The sequence below is a fragment of the Lysinibacillus sp. BF-4 genome, assembly GCF_000743635.1.
GTDB classification, from domain to species: Bacteria; Bacillota; Bacilli; order Bacillales_A; family Planococcaceae; genus Metalysinibacillus; species Metalysinibacillus saudimassiliensis.
The window spans coordinates 24,071-44,986 of record NZ_JPUW01000013.1; the positions used below are offsets into that span (position 1 = coordinate 24,071).

At 39.5% G+C, this 20,916-nt stretch carries 19 protein-coding genes, 1 other RNA gene and 1 pseudogene; 11 read left to right on the top strand and 10 right to left on the bottom strand.

The features are described from left to right. Positions 1-26 precede the first annotated feature (26 nt). Both CH76_RS06345 and CH76_RS06350 read left to right on the top strand, forming a co-directional pair. Positions 27-2,198, top strand: a complete 2,172-nt coding sequence (locus tag CH76_RS06345) for a 5'-nucleotidase C-terminal domain-containing protein (RefSeq protein WP_036144346.1) — start codon at positions 27-29, stop codon at positions 2,196-2,198. Between the two features lie 56 nt (positions 2,199-2,254). After that, a complete protein-coding gene (locus CH76_RS06350; RefSeq protein WP_036144349.1) occupies positions 2,255-3,187 on the top strand; it encodes an AraC family transcriptional regulator in 933 nt (310 codons plus the stop codon). Positions 3,188-3,224: 37 nt separating this feature from the next. Here CH76_RS06350 and CH76_RS06355 read toward each other — a convergent pair whose 3' ends face one another. The 5 genes from CH76_RS06355 to CH76_RS06370 form a co-directional block, all read right to left on the bottom strand. Continuing rightward, positions 3,225-4,430 (bottom strand): MFS transporter, encoded by a 1,206-nt coding sequence (locus CH76_RS06355; protein WP_036144352.1) that lies wholly within the window; start codon positions 4,428-4,430, stop codon positions 3,225-3,227. A 127-nt stretch (positions 4,431-4,557) separates the two neighbouring features. Continuing rightward, positions 4,558-5,580, bottom strand: coding sequence for an LLM class flavin-dependent oxidoreductase (locus CH76_RS06360; protein ID WP_036144354.1), 1,023 nt, complete (start codon positions 5,578-5,580; stop codon positions 4,558-4,560). After that, positions 5,580-6,506 (bottom strand): VOC family protein, encoded by a 927-nt coding sequence (locus CH76_RS06365; RefSeq protein WP_200877337.1) that lies wholly within the window; start codon positions 6,504-6,506, stop codon positions 5,580-5,582. Before CH76_RS06365 ends, CH76_RS06360 begins: the two co-directional genes overlap by 1 nt. 97 nt (positions 6,507-6,603) lie before the next feature. Further along, positions 6,604-6,798: non-coding RNA, 6S RNA (gene ssrS / locus CH76_RS13705), on the bottom strand. Between the two features lie 43 nt (positions 6,799-6,841). Continuing rightward, the gene (locus CH76_RS06370) at positions 6,842-7,300 is read right to left on the bottom strand and encodes a TspO/MBR family protein (RefSeq protein ID WP_036144356.1); all 459 of its coding nucleotides are present in this window, start codon (positions 7,298-7,300) and stop codon (positions 6,842-6,844) included. 120 nt (positions 7,301-7,420) lie between these two features. Between CH76_RS06370 and CH76_RS06375 the strand changes: the two genes are divergently transcribed. Next, positions 7,421-7,753, top strand: a complete 333-nt coding sequence (locus CH76_RS06375) for a zinc ribbon domain-containing protein YjdM (protein ID WP_036144358.1) — start codon at positions 7,421-7,423, stop codon at positions 7,751-7,753. Between the two features lie 36 nt (positions 7,754-7,789). Here the strand turns inward: CH76_RS06375 and CH76_RS06380 are convergent, their stop codons facing one another. Then, positions 7,790-8,296, bottom strand: coding sequence for a ferritin (locus tag CH76_RS06380; protein ID WP_036144360.1), 507 nt, complete (start codon positions 8,294-8,296; stop codon positions 7,790-7,792). 60 nt (positions 8,297-8,356) lie between these two features. After that, a complete protein-coding gene (locus tag CH76_RS06385) occupies positions 8,357-9,655 on the bottom strand; it encodes a MurT ligase domain-containing protein (protein WP_161769868.1) in 1,299 nt (432 codons plus the stop codon). A 113-nt stretch (positions 9,656-9,768) separates the two neighbouring features. Between CH76_RS06385 and CH76_RS06390 the strand changes: the two genes are divergently transcribed. From CH76_RS06390 to CH76_RS06400, 3 genes are all read left to right on the top strand, one after another. Beyond that, positions 9,769-10,236, top strand: a complete 468-nt coding sequence (locus tag CH76_RS06390) for a low molecular weight protein-tyrosine-phosphatase (protein WP_036144365.1) — start codon at positions 9,769-9,771, stop codon at positions 10,234-10,236. Next, on the top strand, positions 10,233-10,898 hold the full coding sequence (locus CH76_RS06395) for an RluA family pseudouridine synthase (protein WP_036144368.1): 666 nt from the start codon (positions 10,233-10,235) through the stop codon (positions 10,896-10,898). Before CH76_RS06390 ends, CH76_RS06395 begins: the two co-directional genes overlap by 4 nt. A gap of 258 nt (positions 10,899-11,156) precedes the next feature. Beyond that, positions 11,157-12,311 carry an iron-containing alcohol dehydrogenase gene (locus CH76_RS06400; protein ID WP_036144370.1) on the top strand — a complete coding sequence of 385 codons (1,155 nt, stop codon included), beginning with the start codon at positions 11,157-11,159 and terminating at the stop codon, positions 12,309-12,311. 75 nt (positions 12,312-12,386) lie between these two features. Here CH76_RS06400 and CH76_RS06405 read toward each other — a convergent pair whose 3' ends face one another. The 3 genes and pseudogenes from CH76_RS06405 to CH76_RS06415 form a co-directional block, all read right to left on the bottom strand. After that, complete coding sequence (locus CH76_RS06405; RefSeq protein ID WP_036144372.1) at positions 12,387-12,911, bottom strand: hypothetical protein; 525 nt, start codon at positions 12,909-12,911, stop codon at positions 12,387-12,389. Continuing rightward, a complete protein-coding gene (locus tag CH76_RS06410) occupies positions 12,904-13,974 on the bottom strand; it encodes a DUF2157 domain-containing protein (protein ID WP_036144375.1) in 1,071 nt (356 codons plus the stop codon). The genes CH76_RS06405 and CH76_RS06410 overlap by 8 nt, the downstream gene beginning before the upstream one ends. Positions 13,975-14,053: 79 nt before the next feature. After that, positions 14,054-14,682: pseudogene (locus tag CH76_RS06415) on the bottom strand (YfbR-like 5'-deoxynucleotidase). Positions 14,683-14,837: 155 nt separating this feature from the next. Here CH76_RS06415 and CH76_RS06420 point away from each other — a divergent pair. From CH76_RS06420 to CH76_RS06440, 5 genes are all read left to right on the top strand, one after another. After that, positions 14,838-15,272, top strand: coding sequence for a hypothetical protein (locus tag CH76_RS06420; RefSeq protein ID WP_036144376.1), 435 nt, complete (start codon positions 14,838-14,840; stop codon positions 15,270-15,272). 18 nt (positions 15,273-15,290) lie between these two features. Beyond that, entirely contained in the window at positions 15,291-16,553 is a 1,263-nt protein-coding gene (locus CH76_RS06425; protein WP_051910257.1) for an alpha/beta hydrolase, read from the top strand. 436 nt (positions 16,554-16,989) lie between these two features. Next, positions 16,990-17,994, top strand: a complete 1,005-nt coding sequence (locus CH76_RS06430; RefSeq protein WP_036144378.1) for a TAXI family TRAP transporter solute-binding subunit — start codon at positions 16,990-16,992, stop codon at positions 17,992-17,994. 101 nt (positions 17,995-18,095) lie between these two features. Beyond that, positions 18,096-18,602, top strand: a complete 507-nt coding sequence (locus tag CH76_RS06435; RefSeq protein WP_036144380.1) for a DUF1850 domain-containing protein — start codon at positions 18,096-18,098, stop codon at positions 18,600-18,602. Continuing rightward, positions 18,599-20,623, top strand: a complete 2,025-nt coding sequence (locus tag CH76_RS06440; RefSeq protein WP_036144382.1) for a TRAP transporter permease — start codon at positions 18,599-18,601, stop codon at positions 20,621-20,623. Before CH76_RS06435 ends, CH76_RS06440 begins: the two co-directional genes overlap by 4 nt. Positions 20,624-20,916: the final 293 nt, after the last annotated feature.

Consider the following 20,916-nt stretch of genomic DNA (forward strand, 5'->3'; position numbering starts at 1 on the left):
AAAATAATAAAAGGTAGGTTCAAATGATGAATAAAAAACTTTTAGCAGCTACAATTGCAAGCTCAGCAATCGTTGCGCCGTACGTTTTATCAACAGACACAGTTCAAGCAGCGGCACTGGATATGACAATCTTCCACACGAATGATACACATGCTCATGTTGAAACAGCAGGACAGCGCGCAGCGTTAGTAAAGCAATTGCGTGCAGCTCACCCCAACAACCTTTTACTTGATGCGGGCGATGTTTTTTCTGGCACACTTTACTTTAACGAATGGAAAGGTAAAGCAGATTTAGAAATCATGAACTACTTAAAATATGATGCGATGACATTTGGTAACCATGAGTTTGACCTTGGACTTTCACCAGAAGGGCACGCAGCACTTGCGACATTTGTCAAAGAAGCTAAGTTCCCATTTGTATCAGCAAACGTGGATTTTTCGAAGGATCCATTATTTAATGGCTTACAACATGATGCTGTAACAGCAGATGCTAAGCCAGGTCAAATTTATAACGGTATGATTAAAGAAGTTAACGGCGAAAAAGTTGGCATTTTTGGTTTAACTACAGAAGAAACAACAGCGATTGCTAGCCCAGAAAAAGTAGCATTTAAAGGCTATATCGAAAGCGCTAAAAAATCAGTTGCAGACTTAGAGGCACAAGGTGTGGATAAAATTATTGCACTAACGCATATTGGTTTTGATGACAGTCTACAATGGGATAATGACCAAGAACTTGCGAAACAAGTAGCAGGTATTGACGTAATTGTTGGTGGTCATACACACACAGAGTTAAAAGAGCCTGTTAAAGTAATAAACGAGCAATCAAACGAACCTGTAATTATTGTGCAAGCTAACCAGTACAATAAATACGTAGGTCAATTAAACATTACGTTTAGTGACAATGGTGTTGTTGAAGACTATAAAGGTCAATTAAATTTAGTTGGTGCTAAGGATGAGGATGGTAATTATTTACTACCATCTGATGCCGAAGCAGACAAAATTTTAGCGAAGTATGCAGAGAAAGTAAATGCTACAATGAACGCTTCTACAGGGGCGGATGCTAAAGTATTTTTAAGCGGTTTACGTGGCTTAGGTGGCGTACGCGCGGGTGAAACAAACCTTGGTAACATTATTACAGATGGCATGCTAGATAAAGCAAAGGCAATTGATAAAGATGTAACGATTGCTTTCCAAAATGGCGGTGGTATTCGTACATCTATTAATAAAGGTGACGTTACATTTGGTGAAGTATTAAATGTGCTACCGTTTGGTAATCCATTAGCTATTATTGAGCTAACAGGTCAAGAGCTTTACGATACATTTGAGCACTCTGTTAAGGAGTACCCTAAAGAGTCAGGCGGCTTCCTTCATGTTGCAGGTATGAAAGTAATCTTTGATCCAAGCAAAGAGCCAGGCAAGCGTATTGTATCGTTAAAAGTGGGCGATCAAGATATTGACCGTACAGCGAGCTATAAAGCAGCAACAAACGTATTTACAGCACGCGGTGGCGATGGTTTTGAAGCGCTAGGTAAAGCATATGAAGAAGGACGTGCAAGTGAGCCAGGCTTTAGTGACTGGGAAAACTTCGCAACACGTTTAGGTGAGATTGGCGATGTGACGCAACAAATCGAAGGACGTATTGTGACAACAACTACGTATAAAGATGTAGATGTTAATCACTGGGCGTACCCATTCATTGCAAACTTACAAACACAAGGCATCCTAAAACCATTACCGAAATTTAATGGTAATAACGGCTTAACACGTGCACAAGTAGCAGAGATGCTAACGCGCGCGTTAAAATTAGAGGCAAAGGGCGATGCACCATTTAAAGATATTGCAGGTGTAGATGCAACAACTAAACAAGCTATTGCAGCAGCATACGAAGCAGGTATTGTTAAAGGGATGGACGGTAAGTTTAATCCAAATAAAAAAATTACCCGCGCACAAATGGCGTTAATGTTTGAACGTGCCTATAAAACAGTAAATGCAACGTATACATCACCAACAGCGACGTTTAAAGATACAACTAAACTAAACGACGAAACACGCAAAGCTATTGGCTTCCTTGAGGACAATGCGATTGCTAATGGCGATGCAGGTAACTACAACCCTGCAAAAAATGTAACACGTAATCAAGCAGCTAAATTATTCTTTAACTTGTTATACACAGTAGAGCAATTTAAACAAAAGAAATAAGCAACAACTACAGCACTCTTTCTGGGTGCTGTTTTTTTAAAACAGAGGTGAAAGCAATGCAATATAATGAACGGCTCGCACAGTTTGCCTCCATCACAGCGCATGAAAATAATCCTGCAACAGCGACAATTAGTTTACCCGCGCAAATTGGTGAGGGCACAGTAGCTACCGTGACCATACGTGAGTCATTAACCGTAGTAGTAACAGACATTCAATTGCTACAAGACCAGTTAGACCAATTTCATGAGGATAGTAAAATGGTAGAGTTTAACTATGTGCTAGCAGGTGACTTAATTTGTAGCGTCAATAATGAACCTTTTCGCATGCAGGGGCCAACACAAGCACTGTCCTATTTTCATCAATCTAATGTGACCTTAAAAACAACGGCAAAGCAACGTGTGCAAAAGGTCGAAATTCGGATGACACCAGAGCGCCTGTTAAGTTATTTTGCTGAGGCAACAGACCGTGAGCAAATTGCCCACTTCTTGCAACATCAGCTTGGCCAAATTACACAGCATCACCTTACGCCTTTTGTTAAGCAACGTGTGTACGAAATTTTGCACTGCTCCTATGAAGGTTCATTTAAGGCGCTGTATATTGAAGCTAAGGTAATGGAGCTACTCGTAGCAACTTTTGCGAAAGCTAAGCGCCAGAGCTTGCCTAATATGCCCGACGCACAAAAATTACAGCAAATTAAGGCGATTATTTTAGCTGAGCTCGACCAGCCCCATACGGTAAAAACGTTAGCAGCACGCGTTGGTCTACCCGAAAATAAAGTAAGGCAAGGCTTTAAGCAATTATTTGATGTCCCTATTATTACTTTTGTGCGCCAACAACGCATGGAGAAAGCAGCATGGTTATTGGAAGTTGAAGGGCTAAGTGTAACAGATACGGCTATTACGCTTGGTTACAGTAACATGAGTAATTTTACCATCGCCTTTCGCAAATATTTTGGCTGTAACCCAAGTGAATATTTAAAAGGGACGTAAAAAAGGAGCTGCACCAATGAGGTGTAGCTCCTTTTTGTTATACTTGCTCGTCAATAAACACATCTTTTGACGCAATGTATGAAGTGATAAATAAAGCCAGCGTGGCAAGTAAAAATGTCCATACAGGAATTGTCCAGCCACCTGTTACATCATGCAAGTAACCAAAAGCAACAGGTCCAATTGCGGCTAATAAATAGCCAGTAGATTGCGCAAAACCAGAAAGGTCTGCCGCAGCGAAGGCTGTTTTAGTACGTAATGTAAATAGCATCATAGTTAAGCCAAATGCTGTACCCCCCGCACATCCTAAGAAAATCATCCATAAAACGGTCAGCGAAGTAAATTCAAGAGCGATACCTAAAAAGCCGATGGTAAACAATACGCTTGCTAAAATAGCTAATGGCTTTTGCGAAGTTAATTTATCCGCAATAATTGGGATGGCAAAAGTTAAAGGTAGCTGAGCGAGCTGCATAATAGATACCATCCACCCTGCCTTATTAGCAGTTAGCCCTTGCGAAATGAAAATTTCAGGTAGCCAAGCAGACGAAGTGTAAAAAATCATCGACTGCAATCCCATTGTAGCCGCTACTGCCCAAGCAATAGGTGACTTCCATAAAGGGATTGTAGGCTTTAATGTAGTTTGTGTTGATTTAGGTGCAGGCTTGTTATGTTTAAGTTGAGGTGACCAAACAAGAGCTGCTAAAATAGCCAATCCTACTGAAAAGCCAAGAGCAGCTTGCCAACCTAAACTAGTACCAGCTGCAATAGGGTGACTAATCCCTGCGCCGAGTCCGCCTGATACGTTCATAGCAACAGAGTAAATCCCCATCATCATCCCCACTTGCATAGGGAACTTTAATTTTAAAAAGCTTGGCATTAATACGTTACCAAAAGAAATCGCAACACCAATTAAAATTGTCCCGATTACTAGTAAACTAGTTGTGCCAAGAGAGCGCATGATAATACCAAGCGCTAGCAATAGCATAGATAAAAATAGTGTTAGTTCAATACCAAAGCGTTTAGATAGCTTTGGTGCAAAAGGTGATACTACCGCAAAGGCAAGTAACGGAATTGTTGTTAAAAACCCTGCCAATACGTTAGAGATTTGTAAGCCATCTTTAATGAAAGCTATAATAGGACCCACTACAGTCAGTGGTGTACGTAGGGTAGAAGCGATGAGTGCAATACCTAGCACTAAAATAATCGTTGCCCCTGTCCATTGTATTTTCTTTGATGTTTCGTTCATGTTATTCCTCCTAGGTAACCTATCATACGCCTCTTTAATTGTGACGACTACCTACGAATGAACAAAAATAACTGCAAATGCAAAAAACGATGAAGTAGCTTGTTACTAGCACTTCATCGTCTGCTTATTATTTTTTAGTTAACTTACGCACAGTAGGTAAAATATCAGTCGCAATTAATTCGATATTACGTTGGATTTTATCAAATGGCACACCGCCAAAATCAAGTTGAGCTAAGAAACGTTGCTGTCCATAAAGCTCAAATTGATAATGAATTTTTTCGATGATTTGAGCAGGGCTACCTACCATAAGTGCATCTTGAACATCGGTAGCAGCTTCGATTTGAGCACGCGGGTACTCGCTACCGCGTAACGCTAACATACCATCGCTAAGGTGTGGGTGATATTCGTTGACAGCGTCTTGCGAGTTAGGTGCTGTATAAAATAAGCTCGTTGTAGCAATAGGCAATGTTTTAGCATCAAAGCCTGCAATCGTTGCCTCAGCACGATAAGCATCAATTGCCTCTGTAAAGTAATCGGCTGGGCCTCCTAAAGTTGTAATGGTCATAGGCACGCCTGCACGTCCTGCTAAAATGGCACTAGCAGGGTGACCACCTACCGCACGCCAAATCGGTAATTGACCATGTAGTGGCTGCGGATGAATTACCGCATCACGTAGCTCAGGACGGAAGTGCCCTTGCCAAGTAACGCGTTGCTCACGGTTAAGCTGTAATAATAAATCAAACTTTTCTTCAAATAATGCATCGTAATCATTTACATCATAACCAAGTAAATGGTAAGCCCCTAAACGAGAGCCTTTACCTGCAATAATTTCGGCACGTCCATTAGAAATTAAATCAATGGTCGCAAAATCCTCGTATACACGTACAGGATCAGCCACACTAATTACAGTTGCTGAGCTAGCAATTTTAATGTTTTTTGTAGCTTGTGCAATTGCACCTAAAATTACAGTGTGCGCTTGTGTAGTAAAGTGTGATTGATGACTTTCGCCAACCGCAAAGACATCAAAGCCCGCCTCATCTGCTAATTCACTTGCTTTAATTAACTCTTGAATACGTTGTTGTTGCGAAATACGTTGATCTGTATGTGGGTTGCGAATATGATCGCCAATTGAATAAATACCAAATTCCATTACATCCACTCCTCAAAAGGTTGTAGTTTAGCTTCAATAATTGCACGCTTAGCTTCTAACTTAGGTGGTAAGTCGAGTTGTTCTCCTAATTGCTCAACACTTTGGTCGCGCAAAAAACCAGGTCCATCTGTAGCTAATTCATAGGTAATGCCATTAGGGTCGTTAACGTACAGGCTATGAAAGTAATAGCGGTCAATGACGCCAGATGTCACAAAGCCTGCTTCAGTTAAGCGCTCCTGCCAAGCTAGTAATGTGTTTGTATCAGTTACGCGGAGTGCTAAATGGTGTACACTGCCTCGCCCAGGGCGCTGAGTAGGCCCATCTTGTTGTACTAGTTTAATCTCACTATAGCGGTCATTACTTGTGCGTAGCAGTGCCTCATTAGGCTTCATGTTTATTACACTATAGCCGAGTAGTTTAGTTAAAAATTGAAGGCTTTTTGTAAAGTCGCGCACTGTAATTTCGATAGTAGCCATACCTAAAATGCGGTGGTCAGCATCCACATCACTCCCGGCCCAAGGTGTGGACGGAGCCTCATTACTATTGTGATTAACGAGCACTAACGCTAAGCCATCAGGGTCTGTAAAATGTAGGGCATCGCGATTAGCGTAAGTTGTAATTTGTGTGTCAGTTTGTAAACGTCCTTGCCAATATACTAGGCTTTCGTAAGAGGGTACAAAGAGTGCAATACGGTTAATTGCATTTGTACCTGCAGTTGTGCGCCCAGCAATCGGCATTTCGAAAAAGGTGAGCTCTGTACCAGGGCTACCTGTAGTATCGCCGTAAAATAAATGGTACATAGAAGGGTCGTCTTGATTGACCGTAACTTTAACCCGACGTAAGCCGAGTACTTTTGTGTAAAATTGATTATTCTGTTGCGCGTTTTTTGTAAGCATTGAAATGTGGTGATGACCAGTTGTTTGCATAATTTGCACCTCTTTATAAAATATCTCGAATTCAAGATAATATTTTTGTGTTAAAAAACCTACAACGTAGAGGCTGTAGGTTTAATGTCTGTAAATAAAAAAAGCCACGATTGCCGTAAGTAGTATAGAAAGTTTTAAACCACCACTCCTCAAAGTGGGTGTTCGCAAAAGTTTTCCTGCCTATCCTCATTCACCACTAGGGGGTGAGGCCCGTCATTCCAACTTCTATATAAAACTCCCTGTTACAGCTTAAAGGTTAAAACTTAATATGTTACGAACAATGTAGCTTTAAATGATATATTACGCTAACTTTTCGCTGTGTGCAAGTGAAATGATTAGCGGTTGAGACGCCATGTTTCGAAGTTAAGTGCTAGCGCAAAGCTTACCCAAGCGATATAAGGAACCATAAGCGCACCAGCGATTGTATCGTGTTGATAAAATTCGTAGGTAGTCATAATAATCGTAGCAAGGAAGAAAACCATCTCAATCAGTGCTGTACCACGTAAATTAAATTTGAAAAATAAAAATGACCAAATATAATTTAATGTTAGTTGTGCAACATACCATTCACTGGCTTCTTTAGTTGCTGGTTTTTGAGCCACTCGGTAATGTGCATAGCCCATCATTGTATAGAGCGTAGGCCATACAATAGGAAAAACTTTACCTGGCGGCGCAAATGATGGTGTTTCTAATTTATCATATTGTAGGCGCGCATTTTTATTAGCTAAATAACCTACTACACTACCGCCAATGACAGGAGCTAAAACGTTAAATAATAGTTTTTTCTTTGACATTTTGTCACACCCTTTCAGTAAAGCTCTACCCCTTTTAGGTTGCAAAATAAACGGCTGTTTGTCAAAGTGCACAAACTATGCATGATATAGGCGAATAAACAGTTAAAGGAGCGGTATATTATGTATCCAAATTGTCCAAAATGTAATTCGTCGTATACATACGAAGATGGTGATTTATTTGTATGCCCAGAGTGCGCAAATGAGTGGCTACAAAATGCAAGTGAAGAAGAGGAAGAAGTAGCAGTTGTACGTGATGCTAACGGTAACGTGCTTCAAGATGGCGATGCTGTCACTGTAATTAAAGATTTAAAAGTAAAGGGAAGCTCAGCACCTCTAAAGCAAGGCACTAAAGTGAAAAGCATTCGTTTAGTGGATGGCGACCATAATATTGATTGTAAAATTGATGGCTTTGGCGCAATGCAGTTAAAATCAGAGTTTGTTAAAAAATTATAAAAAAATGCTCGGTGAAAATTTTCACCGAGCGTTTTTTTATTGTGCTGCTGGATCGAACTTGCGTGAAGCAAGCTCGTTATCAAGCATAAACACAGCATTAGAGTCACCTTGAATGCGCTCTAAGCGTTGGATTAAATTATCGAACGAAGCTTCTTCTTCTACTTGTTCGTCAATGAACCATTTTAGGAAGCCCATTGTAGCGTGTTCACGCTCTTCAAGCGCGATATCCGCAAGATGGTAAATACGACGTGTTACTTCTTTTTCATGTGAAAGCCCTGTTTTAAATGTATCTAATACAGAGTTAAACTCATTACTAGGGTGACCAAAGCCGCTAATAGTAGCGCGGTAGCCCATATCGTTAATAAAGTTATAAAACTTCATAGCATGAAAACGTTCTTCCTCTGCTTGTACTAAATAAAAGTTAGCAAAGCCATCGTAGTTTTCAGCAGTACAGTAAGCAGCCATAGCTAAATACGTATGTGCTGAGTAAAATTCGAAGTTCATTTGGTCATTTAATGCTTTATGCAGTTTATCTGATAACATAAAATCTCCTCCTACAAAGTATTATCGCTACTTATTTCGCCGCAAAATGTAAAAATCCCTTTATTTCACAAGTTGTTTACGTACAGGCTCAAGCATTGTGTAGTTAGGAATGACAAGCACGCCATCTGCACCGCGTACAATTTGCTCTGCGAGTGGTGAGTCAGTCACAATGTGTAAGCGATGCTCCTCAAAGCCCTGTGCTAGCAATGCCTGCTTAACGTCATTTGCACAACTACCGCCACAGTAAATTTCGTTAACATCTGCACGTTTAATTAAATCGTAGTTAGCATCGTTAACCCAGCTACTATCTGTGCCATCGTACTCCGTGTTATTAACACCAATATAAACATTTTTTGTACCAGTTAATGTATCAATCGCAGATAGACTTACATCTAAACCTGCAGTATTTTTCGCTAAGTTTAATAAGATTTCTGTGTTGTTAAGTGTAAAGCGTTCCATGCGTCCGTTTTCAAGCGCAACGGCACGTAACCCTTTTTTTACTTGCTCCTCAGAGAAGCCAAGTTCACGCGCTGCCGCTACAGCCGCAGCAATATTAAAGGCATTGTAGCCCCCTTCAAGTGCGCAGTGGTAATCCATATTATTAATCGTAACTTGACTAGAGCCAACATCTGTCACTGTATATTTTGGTGGCGTTGTAGCATAGTCACAGCTCGCACAATAAAAGTTACCAAGGTTTGCGTAAAGTTGGAAGTCATAACGAAGCTCGCCGCCACAGCGTGGGCAAGTTACATGCTCTTCATTTTTAATGGCATCAAAATTAAATGCATCTTTTGCAAAGCCGTAATAAATGGCTTGCTGTTCACTTGCGATATGCGAAACGTACGGGTCATTGCCGTTTAATACGAGGCGTAGATCATGTGGCGCAAGTACTTCTTTTAATGTGTTAGCTAAATCATGCTCTGTACCGAAGCGGTCAACCTGATCTTTAAATAGGTTGGTAAAAACAAAATAGTCAGGACGAATTTCTTTTAATACGCGTGCAATTGATCCTTCGTCAATTTCGATAACTGCGTAATCAAATTTTTTCGTACCGCGCAAATTTTGAGGTGCAACGAAGGCTGTAGTAATACCTGTAATGAGGTTAGCGCCCTCTTTATTGTTAATAACGCGCTTACCATTGGCTTGTAAAATCGTTGCTAGCAAATTAGATGTTGTAGTTTTACCGTTAGTACCTGTAATGAAAATAACGTGACCTACATTATTTCGTAATTGCTTTAAGATTGCAGGGTTTAATTTACGTGCAAATACACCAGGCGTTGTACTGCCACCCTTACCCGCTAACTTACTTGCTTTTTGAATAGCTTTTGTCATACCAATCGTCAGTGATTTTTTCAACATGAACCCCACCTTATTAAATTTCATACACGGATTATACCACATGCGCTAAGAGTTAAACGTGTTTCAGCCCCCGCAAAATGCTAGTATGATAAGAGTGAAAAGGAGGAAATAAAATGACAAAAGTATTGTTCGTTTGTTTAGGAAACATTTGTCGCTCACCTATGGCTGAAGCCGTATTTCGTCACCAAGTTAAGGAAGCAGGCCTGGCCTCTAAAATCGAAATTGATTCTGCAGGCACGGGTGATTGGCATGTAGGAGAGCGCCCACATAAAGGTACGTTAGCAAAAATGGAGGAGCATGGTATTTCGACAGAAGGTATGCATGCACGTCAAATTACACTGAGAGATGGTAAGCACTACGATTATATTGTGGCAATGGACGACAGCAATATGAACAACATGTTACGTGTCTTTGGCGATACTAAAGCAACAGTGCTACGTATGCTAGACGTAATTGATGACGAGTTAACAGAAGTGCCAGATTCGTACTACACAGGTGACTTTGAGCAAACGTATGACCTTGTGCGTCGAGCAAGCATCGCATTACTCGAAAAAATTAAAAGAGAGCAGGCAATTGTGTGAACATTTTATATGAAGATAACCATTTACTCGTAGTAGAAAAACCGATTAACATCCCGGTACAAGAAGATAGTAGTGGCGATAAAGATTTACTTACATTATTAAAAGAAGATATTAAAATACGTTACAACAAACCAGGTAATGTTTATTTAGGGTTAGTGCACCGTTTAGACAGGCCAGTTGGTGGGGCTATGGTGTTTGCTAAAACATCAAAAGCTGCCTCACGTCTTGCCGAAACTTTGCGTAAGCAAGAAATGGAGCGGGAGTATGTAGCGATTTTGCGTGGTGTGCCAAATAAGCAAGAAGCACAGCTCGTTAACCATTTATGGAAAGATGGGGCTAAAAATAAAGTACATGTTGTACCTGCTAAAGATAAGCGTGGCAAAAAAGCAATTTTAGATTATAAAACAGAGGCCGTTAATGGTAATAGTTCATTAGTGCGCGTGCAATTACAAACAGGGCGCTCGCATCAAATTCGTGTGCAGTTTGCGGCAATTGGTTGTCCGTTATATGGCGACCAAAAATACGGACAGCATGTTAATCGTGTGGGCGAACAAATTGCATTATGGTCAACTAAGTTAGCATTCCCGCATCCTACTACAAAGGAATGGTTGAGTTTTGATTGCCAGCCACCGAGCGAACAACCGTGGAAACAATTTTACTAGTATAATTTAACCGAAAAAGGGACTAAAGTAGTTATAATAATTACTAATGAATGAAAAAACGACATGAAAACGTTTTCTATCCCCTTAAATCATGTGAATATAGTGTGAAGATAAGCTATTTTAGTTGAGTTTGTAAACCGTAGGGAGTATATTCTTAGGTGTAAAGTAGTTGCAACGCTTTGTAGGTATAACTAGTAATTTGTAAGAACGACTCCGGAATCCGACTTGCAAATTAAACACAACTTGGAGGTAACTTTCATGACACAACAGAGTTCATTTTCAATGCCAGCCATCAACCTATTCGGTCAAGGTACAATTAACGAGGCAGGTACGCGTCTTAAAGACGTTGGTGCTAAAAAAACATTACTTGTAACTGACGAAGGTTTATTTAAACTGGGAATTGCGGATACAATCGCAACAATTATTAAAGCGGCAGGCGTAGAGGTAGAAATCTATCCAAAAGCTGAACCAAACCCAACAGATCAAAACGTAGCTGACGGTGTAGACGCTTATAAAGCAGCTAACTGTGACTCATTAGTATCTCTTGGTGGCGGTTCTTCACATGACGCGGCTAAAGGTATTGGTTTAGTTGTTTCTAATGGTGGTAAAATCCACGATTACGAAGGTGTAGACAAATCAAAAAATCCTTTAGTACCATTAATCGCTATTAATACCACTGCGGGTACTGCAAGTGAAATGACAAAGTTCACTATCATTACGGATGTAAAACGCCACGTTAAAATGGCAATTATCGACAAGCACGTTACACCACTAGTATCAATCAACGACCCTGCATTAATGGTTGGTCTTCCACCAGCATTAACAGCAGCAACAGGTCTAGATGCATTAACACACGCAATTGAAGCTTATGTTTCTACAGCGGCAACACCAATGACTGATGCTTGTGCAGAAAAAGTATTTGAGTTAATTCCTGAGTTCTTACCACGCGCATTCGCTAATGGTCATGACATGGAAGCCCGTGAACAAATGGTTTACGCTCAATTCTTAGCAGGTATGGCATTTAACAATGCATCACTTGGCTATGTACATGCTATCGCTCACCAAATGGGTGGTTTCTACAACTTACCACACGGTGTGTGTAATGCGATTTTATTACCACATGTATGCCACTACAACTTAGTAGGTCGCGAAGATCGTTTTGCGAAAATCGCAGCTTACCTAGGTGAATCAGTAGATGGTCTAAGCAAACGTGAAGCAGCTGAAAAAGGTATCGCAGCTATCGAGCGTTTAGCTAAAGATTTAAACATTCCTTCAGGTTTTGAAGAGTTAGGTGCTAAGCATGAAGACATCCAAACATTAGCTGAAAATGCTATGAAGGACGTAACAGCAGCAACTAACCCACGTAAACCACGTTTACAAGAAGTAATGGAAATTATTCGTCAAGCAATGTAATAACAAAAACAAAAATCCTCAGCTAACCCCAGCGAAGCCCCTTCGCTGGGGTTTTTTTGTAGCAAAAAGCCAGCGTCAATGCGCTGGCTTTCGTAATTCGGTAATGACGGCATGTCCATTAGCATAACGCAATGTAGCATCCCATTTATAATCAGTCGTAGTGCTGTAATTATACGTATCTGCATATTTTATCGCGCGACCTACATCAAGTGTAATAGGTAAATCTTGATTTTCATAAGCATTCATACTGTACAAATACATTGTAGCTGGTAAGTATACCTCATCCTTTGGCTTTGTTACTTGTACATGACGTAAAGTTAGCTTTTTATTATGCGAAACAGCAAAAACAGCATATACCTTTTTACGCACACTATTTTGTTGCGTAGTTAATTTACGCAAGCTAGGTTCAAGCTGAACACGCTTTACATGTAGTGGGATATTGATATACGTATCTTCCTTAATATTATCGTAGCTTGTGGCTTCGATAGTGTACGTTGTTCTTGATGATAGTAATTGCCAAAGTGGTAGGGATAAAACGATAGCAAATATAATAGGAAGTAACAGCACAATACTAAATTGTTTTTTTGTTAATTTAGTCAATGAACTCAACCTCCCGACGTGTACGCTCAAACCAATAACCAAAGCCAATTAATAATAACCCTGCTACTACAAAGAATACAGACTTAGGGATAAGGTCAAAGGTATAGTTGGTATACACCGTAATAATTAATACGGCAATAAGTACAATAGCTTGTAAGTGAGCAGTACGTAATAAGCTAAAAGCGAGCACCGCAAAACCTATAGTAAAAATAATGCTAAGTGTTGTGGCAGTTGTTTGATGAAGACTTTGCCATGAAAAATCACTCATTAGCATCGCACCTGTAAAGCTAAGTAGTACAGTACCTAACCAGCGTGTAAGTGTGGCATGCTGCGCTGAGCGAGTGAAAAATAAAGTTAAACCAAAGCCAAATACAACAAGCAATACGCTATAAGCAGGCGCATTAAAATAATCACCAAAAGTTGTTAACCACATAATAGTGAGCACGACAACTGCTACCAGCAGTAATGTATTATTGTGCAATTTACGCATATTAAACCATAATAGTGCTGCAATAAATGGCAATAGGCTACTAATGTAAAATAAGCTAGCATCATAATAATTAACAGTAGCAATAAACACAGCTACAGCAAATAGTAGTGATAAAAAGACATCACGTAAAAAATAAGCTAGCGGAGCAATAATAAGTGCCCATAGTAATGCAGTAGTCGTAAAGTTGACCATATTTGTGTACAAGCCTTCAATAAAATACAGGCTTGCACCTGCAATAAAGACTGCCACATAGTATAAAGCACGAGAGGTGCGCTCAAATTTTGTTTGCAAACTAAAAGCGAGCACATAACTTGTTACAGTAGCACCTATAAGGATTGTAAATTTGGTAATTGCAGCTAAGTACATCCAATTAGTAGATACTGCAATCAACACACCAATGCCAATTAAAATAGCACCAACCGTTAATATAATAGAAAGAATTGATAATGGCGGTTTAACTTGATAGTGCTGTTTGGCTGCTTGGATTTGCTCAGCGGAAATAACATGTTGTTGTTCGAGGTAGGTGAGCTCCTCCATCATGTCATCAAAGTGCTTTTGTGTAATGATTTTCAAGATTATCCCTCCTTTTTTAAAAGTGTATACTTATTTTGGGTATAAAAAAAGCTTTCGCCTTACTAATAAGGTCGAAAACTTACGTGCTTGCTAAAATATCTTTTGTGAGCTGTTGGATATTAATTTGTGTATCCTCTGCAATGGCGTCTTGTAAAATCGTTTCACGGAAATAGGCGATGCTTGCAGGTAAGGGAATGAGTAATAATTTTTTTAAAGCAACTTCATACATACTGACAAACTCAGGGTCACTATTACCACGCTTTAACTCCGCAAATGCTTCGTAAAATTGATCGAGCTTGTCTGCAAATTCTAGCAGGCGTCCCTCAATCGTTGTATCTTTACCTTCCTTCATACGCTCAAAGAAAATTTGTTGAAAGCGCTCAGGGATTTCTTCAATAATAAACTTCTCCATCATTTTATCTTCTACATGTGCAAGCATTTGTTTAAGTTCAGGCTTGCGTGTTTTACGGGGGTTTTAATATCGCCAATGAATACTTCAGCAAAATCATGATTAATGGTCTTTTCGTATAAAGACTTCCAATCAATATGTGCGCCCTCCATCTCCTCTAGCGTCCCAAAAAACATAGCATACTGCGAAACCTTCCAAGAATGTGCTGCGACATTGTGCTCCTCAAACTTAAAGCGTCCTGGGCAGCGAATGATGCGTTCTAAATCATTTAGGCTGGTGAAAAAGTGATGAATGCCCATAACTATAACCTCCTTTTGCTATTAGCATAGCTGATGTTGTGTACTAAATGTGCCCCTTTTGACAAGCTTAACAGCAACATAATACGAGCTTCATACGAAATTAACATTGCCACATGGTATAATGAAAATCGAAAATCGGGAAAGGACCAAAATAAATGGCATATTTGTTTTTACTCTTCGCACACGTCCTTAGCGCTGTGTTATCAATAGGGCCTCTATTTGTATTACTTCCCTTATTAACGAAAATGAAAACCGCGACGGATGAACAAATGCAAGTTTACCTTGTCGCATTTCAAGCAGCGATTACGGTTGTTAAACACGCAGGACATGTAGTAGTACCAACAGGCTTCTTATTAATTTGGTTAGGTGGCTTTTCGTGGTTCACCTCTTGGGCAGTAGCTACACTAGCAGTAATGGTAGGCTCTGTATTTTTCCTTGCGGCGGCATTTAAGCCAACCATTAAAACATTTCAAACCCCTGCATATCATCAACAGCAGTTTGTACAGAAGTTAACACGTGCCGTATGGCTTTATATTGGCTTACTGCTTATTATGCTATGGCTGATGGTAGTAAAACCAACGCTATGGTAACGAAGGAGTTATGATGCAATGAAAAAATACGTAGTAGTTATTATGGCGTTACTATTGCTCGTTGGCTGTACACAAAAGCCAGTTGAGCCGCCAACGAAAGAAGACTATACGAAAGAGTTTATTGGTGACTGGCATGGCACAATGCGCCTGCAAGGTAAGGATGTACCAATTGAGGCATATTTAACGCCAGAAACCGCGGAGATTTCATGGACAACAAAAGAACAGCAAAAAGCGAAATTCTCGCAAATTACTTATGAAGAAAATAGTATCTCAGGCAGTATTATTCGTGATGAGCAAGAGATAGATGTAGAGGCAATGCTTAAGGATAATCGTCTTGAGGGCACATATCGTGTGAGTGAGGAGAGCTATCCATTTACTTTAGTACGTGGTGAGCTTGAGATTGATAGTAAGGAAGAGCCGTTTAACGTTAGTGTTAAAGGTGGTGAGTTAACAACTACTTTATTATCACCACAGCTACCTAGACTACCTGTTTATATTATTATTGGTGGTTCAGGGCCTACTACTAAGGATGGCAATACAGAAGGCATGGGCAAAAATAATAGCTACTTACAATTAGCTGAAGTACTAGCTGAAGATAATATTGCAAGTATCCGTTTTGACAAGCGTGGCGTTGGTGATAACCGTCAGTTAGGTTTAGCTGAGGAACGTATGACCTTTGTTGACTTTATTGATGATGTTGTTGCAATTGTAGAAGCGGCAAAGAAGGATGAACGTTTTAGTGAGGTTAACTTGATTGGCCATAGCGAAGGCTCATTAATCGCTTTCAATGTAGCACAACAACAATCTGTAAATCGCTTAATTTCACTGGCTGGTGCAGGGCGGCCGATTGACGAGGTGTTGCTTGAACAGTTAAAACCACGTCTAGACCCAACCTTAATGCAAGAGGCGCAAACCATTATCGAAAAATTAAAGCAAGGTGAGCGCGTAGATGTAGTCAGTGAGCCATTGCAGATTTTATTCCGTCCTTCTGTTCAACCTTATATGGCTTCATGGATGCGCTTAAATCCACAAGAAACGATCGCAGATTTAAAGATGCCTTTATTAGTAGTAAATGGCACTACAGATTTGCAAGTACCAGTCACAGATGGGGAGTTATTAAAACAAGCTCAACCAGAGGTTAAACTTGCCATAATTGAAGGTATGAATCATGTATTAAAAGAAGCACCTGAAGAGCTAGAAGCCAATCGTAAAACATATACAGATGAGTCATTACCATTACACCCCAAATTAATCGAAGAAATCGAAGCTTTTATTGATTAATTTTAACCTACCGTTAGCTAGCGGTAGGTTATTTTTTTGCTTCAAATAAATGCATTTATACTACAGAAAAAAACGTAAAGAATTATTATCAGAATAGTTTACCAGCAGTAAGTGAAGGGAATATATTTTGTAGAATAGCTTTGTGTAAACTTATATTATTCAAAATATATGCAGAAAAAAAGAAAAATAAATCTTGAAAAAATTCAATTTCTATATTATATTGATATAAATTGTTGAAAAGATTTGAAAATGCTATTAAAAGCATTTTTTATCTAATTCAAACAGTTTTACGTGAAACCGCTTACGCTTATATTGATATACAAACATAGCATATTTATAAATTCACTAAAAAATTTGTCAAAATGAGTTGACAATAACAGTTTGCTTTTGATAGCTTTAAGTTGAATTCGGTTTCAAAGACAGAGGGGGATACTATATGAAAAACAAATCATTCCGTTTACTTTTAATGCTTGCGGCATTAGCAGTATTCGTATTAGCGGCTTGTGGTACTGACAAGAAAGAAGAGCCTGCTAAAGACGGGGATAGCAAAGAGGGAGAAACTGCTAAAACTGAAGATATTAAATTCTTAAGTTTATTAACAGGTGGTACGCAAGGTACTTACTACGCATTAGGTGGTACATTTGCAGATTTAATTACAGAGGGTACGGGGATTAAAACAACAGCTGAGGTTTCACAAGCTTCGGCAGCAAACGTAACTGGTTTAGATACTGACAAAGGTCAAATCGGTTTCTTACAAACAGATATCGCTTACTATGCAACTGAAGGCGAATTTATGTTTGATGGTAAAAAAGTAGATTCAATTTCAGCTCTAGGTGCACTTTACCCAGAGACAGTTCAATTAGTTACAATCGGTAAATCAGGTATTAAAACATACGAGGATTTAAAAGGTAAAAAAGTTTCAGTAGGTGCACCAGGTTCTGGTACGTACGCAAACGCTGAGCAATTACTAGAGATCCACGGTTTAACAATGGATGATATTAAAGCACAAAACTTAGACTTTGGTGAGTCAGTTGATGGCTTACAATCAGGTCAAATTGATGCAGCATTTATTACAGCTGGTACACCAACTGGTGCTGTTGAAGCATTAAACGCTACTGCAGATGTTTACATCGTGCCAGTGGGTGAGGGTAAAGCAGATGAGTTAATCGAAAAATACCCATACTATGCAAAAGATACAGTTAAAGAAGGCACGTATGGTCTTAAAGAAGATATCGAAACAGTATCTGTAATCGCTATGCTTGCAGTTCGTAACGATCTTCCAGAAGACGTTGTTTACAACATGACAAAAGCTATTTACGATAATGCTGAAAAAATCTCTCACGCTAAAGGTGAATTCATCAAAGCAGAGAACGGTTTAACAGGTATCGGTATTCCAGTACACCCAGGTGCACAGAAATACTTTGATGAAGTAAATAAATAAAATACGTGAAGGGGCTCGTTTGCGTCAAGCTTCGAGCTCCTTTTTTATATGTATTTTTTAGCAGAGTTTTGCTAAATAGCTTTTGAGTTGGAGGAAATACGATGCGAAAAATAATTGTACTTCTACTGGCCGTAGTAATCGGTGTAGCGATATTTCTTCCTTTTCAAAAGGTAATCTCGTTTACAGAAACACATGTCGAAAGCCCACGCCTTCATTATGTGGTGATGGATGGTAGCGATGCCTTTTTACTACGTTATACGCACTCCATTCATAAAACAGATGTGCTTGAGTATTACAAAGTAACAAAAGACCTCTCGATGCAAATGCTTGAAATGGTTTATGAAAGCCTCGCTATTGGGTTACCTGGCTATGCAGAGGAAGGGCAGCGCTTAACACGTAAAGATGGCAAGTATCATTTATATTTTGAAGAAAAAACAACATTGCCTGAGTTCGTTATGCATATTGGTGATATTGATATGGATCTTGCCTTAGGTTATGACAATAAAGAATACCAATTAAAAGACAATTTAACGCGAGGCCATGCGTATTTATGTAAAGTGCAACGCGTTTCATTATTCCAATTATGGAAGGGAGCTAAACTAATATGACAAAGGAAAAAAATAACCCGCAGGTTGATGAGTTTGAGCAAATCTCGGCAGAAGAACAGCAAGCCATTTTAGAAAAATATGATATTGAATCGAATACACGCGTACTATCAGGTGTTATGAAGCATGTTATTTTCTTTGGGCTACTAGCCTTCTCATTATTTCAATTGTACACAGCAATTTTTGGACAGTTTCCTGCACAGATTCAGCGTACGATTCACTTAGGCTTTGGTTTAACTTTTATTTTCTTACTGTTCCCTGCACGCAAGGGTGGACGTAAAGACAAAATTGCGATTTATGATTATGTACTAGCTTTACTAGCCGTAGGAGTAGGTGCTTATTGGACGCTAAATTATACCGAACTTGTGCGTAGTTTTGGTTCATTATCAAGCATGGACTTTTATGTTGGCTTGATTGCGATTTTCTTAGTGCTTGAAGCGGCACGCCGCGCAGTAGGTTTACCTATTACAATTATTGCGGGTGTATTTTTACTGTATGCGTACTTCGGTCCATACTTCCCAGATTTCATGGCACACCGTGGTCAAGATTTAGAGAGTATTGTTAACTTAATGTTCTATACAACAGATGGTATTTTAGGTACACCAATTAGTGTATCTGCTACATTCATCTTCGTGTTCTTATTATTTGGTGCCTTCCTTGTTAAAACAGGCGTAGGGCAATACTTTAATGATTTAGCTGTAGCATTAGCAGGTAAGCTTGTAGGTGGTCCTGCTAAAGTAGCTGTATTCTCAAGTGCTTTACAAGGTACAATTTCAGGGAGTTCAGTAGCAAACGTAGTAACATCAGGTTCGTATACTATCCCAATGATGAAAAAACTAGGCTACCGTAAAGAGTTTGCGGGCGCAGTAGAAGCAGCAGCTTCTACAGGTGGTCAATTAATGCCACCAATTATGGGAGCAGCGGCCTTCCTAATGGTAGAATTTATTGGTCGTGGTATTACGTACTGGGATATCGCTAAAGCAGCAGCGATCCCTGCACTATTGTATTTCACAGGTATTTGGATTATGACGCACTTTGAAGCAAAACGTGTTGGATTAGAAGGTTTAACAGATGAGCAAATGCCAAACCGTCGCGAAGTGTTTAAAAAGATTTATTTATTATTACCAATCGTATCAATCGTAGTATTAATGTTAATTGGCGTACCCGTTATGCATGCTGCGCTGTATGGTATTTTAATTTCGATTTTTGTATCATTCTTTGATAAAGAAACACGCATGAAGCCAAAAGACTTTGTTAATGCTTTAGTAGATGGTGCACGTACAGCACTTGGTGTAGTTGCAGCGACAGCAGCAGCTGGTATCATCGTAGGTGTTGTTGTTAAAACAGGTCTAGGCCTAAGCTTAGCAAACAGCCTTGTGGCGCTTGCAGGTGGTAGTATTTTATTAACATTATTCTTTGTAATGATTGCCTCACTTATTTTAGGTATGGGTGCACCAACAACAGCGAACTATGTTATTACATCTACGATTGCAGCACCAGCAATTATTGCACTAATGGCGCCTGATGTACCAAGCGCAGCTGTGCCATTAACCATTTTATTAGCAGCACATTTCTTTGTATTTTACTTTGGTATTATTGCCGATATTACGCCACCTGTGGCGCTTGCAGCCTTTGCTGCATCGGGGATTTCTGGCGGTGACCCAATTAAAACGGGCTTTAACTCCGCGAAGCTTGCAATTGCAGCCTTCATCATCCCATATATGATTGTGTTCTCACCAGAGCTGTTAATGATTGATACTACTTGGTACAGTACGTTATGGGTAGTTATTACAGCTATTACAGGTATGTTAGCGATTGGCGCAGGTATTATTGGTTTCTGGTATCGTAAAATGTACTGGTTCGAGCGTATCCCAGCAATTGCTACTGGTCTATTATTAATTATGCCAGAACGTATTACAGACTTTGTTGGTATTGGTATGTTCTTAGTATTAGTAACAATTCAAATTACAACAAAAAATAAAAACGGTGGTACGAAGGCAGAGCGTCAAGAAGCCACTGCATAATAACTAATCTGAGGGTTTTTAAAATCCTCAGATTTTTTTATTGCCAAAATAAAAAGTGTGTGCTATTATTTAACTAATCAGAAAATACTGATAAATGAAAACGAAGGGAACGATGCCATGAGTGTTTTACAATCGTCACTAGAAACTTACTTGGTTGACCAGCACATAGAATTAAGGGAGGAGGAGACAACGCAAGAGCGTCGACATGATACAAACAACTACCCAGAAGGCTTCTTCACAAGTCTTTAATAACGAATAACCGACTTTACGCTAGTAATCAAAGCGAAAAGTCG

Bases quoted from the DNA above. Each gene is read 5' to 3' on its own strand.
- CH76_RS06345 (WP_036144346.1), top strand. From the start codon at position 27: ATGAATAAAAAACTTTTAGCAGCTACAATTGCAAGCTCAGCAATCGTT.
- CH76_RS06350 (WP_036144349.1), top strand. From the start codon at position 2,255: ATGCAATATAATGAACGGCTCGCACAGTTTGCCTCCATCACAGCGCAT.
- CH76_RS06355 (WP_036144352.1), bottom strand. From the start codon at position 4,430: ATGAACGAAACATCAAAGAAAATACAATGGACAGGGGCAACGATTATT.
- CH76_RS06360 (WP_036144354.1), bottom strand. From the start codon at position 5,580: ATGGAATTTGGTATTTATTCAATTGGCGATCATATTCGCAACCCACAT.
- CH76_RS06365 (WP_200877337.1), bottom strand. From the start codon at position 6,506: ATGCAAACAACTGGTCATCACCACATTTCAATGCTTACAAAAAACGCG.
- CH76_RS06370 (WP_036144356.1), bottom strand. From the start codon at position 7,300: ATGTCAAAGAAAAAACTATTATTTAACGTTTTAGCTCCTGTCATTGGC.
- CH76_RS06375 (WP_036144358.1), top strand. From the start codon at position 7,421: ATGTATCCAAATTGTCCAAAATGTAATTCGTCGTATACATACGAAGAT.
- CH76_RS06380 (WP_036144360.1), bottom strand. From the start codon at position 8,296: ATGTTATCAGATAAACTGCATAAAGCATTAAATGACCAAATGAACTTC.
- CH76_RS06385 (WP_161769868.1), bottom strand. From the start codon at position 9,655: ATGTTGAAAAAATCACTGACGATTGGTATGACAAAAGCTATTCAAAAA.
- CH76_RS06390 (WP_036144365.1), top strand. From the start codon at position 9,769: ATGACAAAAGTATTGTTCGTTTGTTTAGGAAACATTTGTCGCTCACCT.
- CH76_RS06400 (WP_036144370.1), top strand. From the start codon at position 11,157: ATGACACAACAGAGTTCATTTTCAATGCCAGCCATCAACCTATTCGGT.
- CH76_RS06420 (WP_036144376.1), top strand. From the start codon at position 14,838: ATGGCATATTTGTTTTTACTCTTCGCACACGTCCTTAGCGCTGTGTTA.
- CH76_RS06425 (WP_051910257.1), top strand. From the start codon at position 15,291: ATGAAAAAATACGTAGTAGTTATTATGGCGTTACTATTGCTCGTTGGC.
- CH76_RS06430 (WP_036144378.1), top strand. From the start codon at position 16,990: ATGAAAAACAAATCATTCCGTTTACTTTTAATGCTTGCGGCATTAGCA.
- CH76_RS06435 (WP_036144380.1), top strand. From the start codon at position 18,096: ATGCGAAAAATAATTGTACTTCTACTGGCCGTAGTAATCGGTGTAGCG.
- CH76_RS06440 (WP_036144382.1), top strand. From the start codon at position 18,599: ATGACAAAGGAAAAAAATAACCCGCAGGTTGATGAGTTTGAGCAAATC.